Genomic DNA, 3,226 nt, shown 5'->3' with positions numbered 1-3,226 from the left:
GAATAGAGTGTGACTGAGGCCGACCACTGCAACCGCCAGCAACAGGCCTTTGACCAGCGCGCCAATCACCGCCATCGCCAGGTCGAACTCGGCGAAGCCGGCGGCGGAGATCATGGTCATGCCGATCACCAGAAACATCATGATCAATGGATTGCCACCACGCAGGCCGAAGCGGAACACCAGGAACAGACCGAGGCCGATCAGCAGCACACCGCTCACCGGGTAGTAACGCAGCAACGGTACCAGCAGCAGGCCGATGCTGGTGGTGAACGCCGCCACCAGCGCCAGTGCCAACGCACCTTTCAGTGGCAGCGGGCGGGGCAGACTGGCGAGCAGCAACACCGCCAGCACTGGCGAGATAAAGGGCAGCGGCAAGGCGAAAGCATAACTGGCGGCGGTGCACAGCGCCGTGCCGAACGCCAGGCGCAACGCCCGTTGCGCCGGCACGCTGCGTTCAATAGGCATACGACAGCCAGCTCATCAAGCCGACAAACAGCCGCCCCAGCGGATTGAGCAGATTGCCCTCGGTGGGGAAGGCCATGACCTCCGCCTGGCCGCCGGCGCGGATGGCACGGCTGTCGAACAGGCGCTTTTTCGCCTCGTCACTGAACTCGATGATCACCGGGAAACGTTGCGCCGGACGCAACCAGTCGCGGCTGTTCTGGATGCTCGGCAAGGTGCCGGGCGCCGGCGTCTGGCCGACGCTGACGCCATAACCGACGCTACGCACGCGACCGTCAAGCACTTCGCCGGGCAGCGCGTCGAGGACGATCGCCACCGGGGTGCCGGGTTGCACGCGGCCGAGGTTGTTTTCGGTGAGGTCGGCGCTGATCCACACGTCGTGAATGGCGATCAGGGTCATCAGCGGGCTACCGACCGCAGTGAACTGGCCGACGTCGGTGCGCAGGTCGGTGATCAGTCCCGCCGAACGCGCGCCGATGCGGGTGTTGGCCAGATCGAGTTCCGCCTTGGCCAGTGTGGCGGCGGCGCTGAGCAGTTTGGCGTTGGTGTCGGTGTTGCCACCTTCCTGCTCCTGCGCACGCAGCACTTCGGCCCGGGCGGCGGCGACCTTGCTGACCGCCGCTTCGTGGTTGGCCCGGGACACCTCCAGAAGCCTTACGGACACCGTGCCCGGATCTTCTTTGTACAAACCTTCAAGCCGTCGATTGTCCTGCCGCGCCTTGAGTTCATCGGCCTGGGCTGCACGCAGCGATGCCTGGGCCGAAGCGATACCGGCGGTGCTGGCGCCAACTGTGCGACGGGTGTTTTCCAGATCGGCACGGGCGCGGTTGACGGCAATTTGCAGCGGCTGCGGATCGAGTTCGAAGAGGATGTCGCCGGCCTGCACGTCCTGGTTGTTGCGCACGTTGACCTTGATTACCCGGCCCGCGACTTCCGCCGCCACCGGGATCACGAACGCGCCGACCCGCGCCTGCTGGGTGTAGGGCGTGTAGCGGTCGGCCAACAAGTACCAGGTCAGGCTCAGCGCAATCACCAGCAGCACCCAGCGGATGCCTTTTTTCGCCGGATCCGGCGGCGCTTCATCACTCATGGCGGTCTACCTGCGAGGGAATCGGATAGGTCGGTTGCGGCGGCGGGGCGGTCAGCAGATCGCCCCAATCGGTGCGTTGCTGCATCTGCTGCCGGGTCGCTGGATCGGTCTGCGGCCCGGCGCTTTGCCAGCCGCCGCCGACGGCGCGGTACAGGGCGATCAGGTTACTCACGGCGTTGCTGCGGCTGACCAGATAGTTGTCCTGTAACTCCAGCAACGCACGCTGGGCGTCGAGCACCCGCTGAAAGTCTGAATAGCCTTCTCGATATTGGGTGTTGGCCAGCACCAGAGAACGCCGCGCCGCGCCTTCGGCCTCGCCGAGAATGCGTTCGCGTTCCAGCGCTTTGGTCAGGCCGCTGGCGGCGTCGTCGGCTTCGCGGGCGGCCTGGCGGACTTTGTCGCGATAGGCTTCGATCAGTTGCTGCAGGCGCGCGTCCTGCACGCGGATGTTGTTGCGGATCCGCCCGTAATCAAAGATGTTCCAGCGCAGGCTCGGGCCGCCGATCAGGTCGAGGCTGCGCGGGGTGGCGCCGAGGGTGTCGCTGGACCAGACGATGCTGCCGAGCAGGGTCAACGAGGGATAAAGGTCGGTTTCAGCCACGCCGACCAGCGCCGATTGCGCGGCAACGTTCAGCTCCGCTGCGCGCACATCGGGGCGGCGCAACAGCAGGTTGGCCGGGACATCTTGCAACACGGCGCGATCCACCAGCGGAATCAGCCCCGCTTGCTCCGCCAGGAACGCCGCGCCACCGGGCGGCTGGCCGACCAGCACCGCCAACGCATTGCGGGTGCGCAGCAACTGGTCTTCGAACGCCGGAATGCTGCTCAACGTGCCGAGGTATTGGGTTCTGGCCTGTTGCAAATCGAGTTCGGCGGTCTGGCCGCTCCGAAAGAGTTTTTCGGTGATCTCGAAATTGCGTTTTTGCTGGGCGGCGTTCTCCCGGGCGACTCGCAGCCGGGCTTCGGTGGTGCGCAGGGCAAAGTAGGTGTCGGCCACTTGCGCACGAAGCAGCACGAGGGCGTCTTCGTAATTGGCCTGGGCGGCGAAGTAGCTAGCGTCGGCGGATTCGATGGCGCGACTGAAACGACCCCAGAAATCCAGTTCCCAGCCGACATCGAACGCGGCGCTGTGCTGCCAGAAGTGCACGTCTTGCGGGTTGTTGCCGCCGGACTGGTGGCGGTCGATGTACAGGCTGTCGGCGCTGGCCTGTTGCAGTTGCGGGTAGCGACCGCTGTCGGCGATGCCCAGTTGCGCCCGGGCTTCGAGGACCCGCAGGCCGGCGATCTTCAGGCTGCTGTTGCGGGCTTCGGCGTCGCTGATCAATCGGTCGAGCACCGGATCGGCAAATACCTGCCACCACTGGCGCAGATCCGGCAGCGTGCCGCGTTCGCTGGCCTGCTCCAGTGCCGGACTTTGCCACTGCTTGCTCCAGGCCTCGGCCGGCGGCTGGAAATCCGGGCCCAGCCGCAGGCAGCCGCCAAGGCTCAGCGCACCGAGCAGCAGCAGGTGGCCGGGATGGATCAGCAGGGCTGGCGTTGCAGGCATACCGGGAGGCCCCAGTGGGAAATGTCACTGGAGCATAGACCGCAGATTGCGGGTTGATCGAAGCAATCAACTGCTACGCTTTTTCAGGCGAACTCCCCTGAACCGCCCCCGACGAAAAGGTAGGAAAC

General features: G+C 65.5%; 3 protein-coding genes. All 3 read right to left on the bottom strand.

Translation table 11 applies throughout. The features are described from left to right. The coding region (locus DBR24_RS06735) for a DUF2955 domain-containing protein (RefSeq protein ID WP_128614290.1) at positions 1-465 on the bottom strand (465 nt) is incomplete at its 3' end. After that, positions 455-1,552 carry an HlyD family secretion protein gene (locus DBR24_RS06730; protein WP_128614289.1) on the bottom strand — a complete coding sequence of 366 codons (1,098 nt, stop codon included), beginning with the start codon at positions 1,550-1,552 and terminating at the stop codon, positions 455-457. The genes DBR24_RS06735 and DBR24_RS06730, both read right to left, overlap by 11 nt. Then, positions 1,545-3,098, bottom strand: coding sequence for an efflux transporter outer membrane subunit (locus DBR24_RS06725; RefSeq protein ID WP_128614288.1), 1,554 nt, complete (start codon positions 3,096-3,098; stop codon positions 1,545-1,547). Before DBR24_RS06725 ends, DBR24_RS06730 begins: the two co-directional genes overlap by 8 nt. Positions 3,099-3,226: the final 128 nt, after the last annotated feature.

It is taken from the genome of Pseudomonas sp. HMWF006, from assembly GCF_003061205.1.
Lineage (GTDB): Bacteria > Pseudomonadota > Gammaproteobacteria > Pseudomonadales > Pseudomonadaceae > Aquipseudomonas > Aquipseudomonas monsensis.
This window is presented reverse-complemented; position numbering and strand designations above follow the sequence as displayed.

Coding starts and splice junctions, on each gene's coding strand:
- DBR24_RS06730 (WP_128614289.1), bottom strand. CDS start 1,552: ATGAGTGATGAAGCGCCGCCGGATCCGGCGAAAAAAGGCATCCGCTGG.
- DBR24_RS06725 (WP_128614288.1), bottom strand. CDS start 3,098: ATGCCTGCAACGCCAGCCCTGCTGATCCATCCCGGCCACCTGCTGCTG.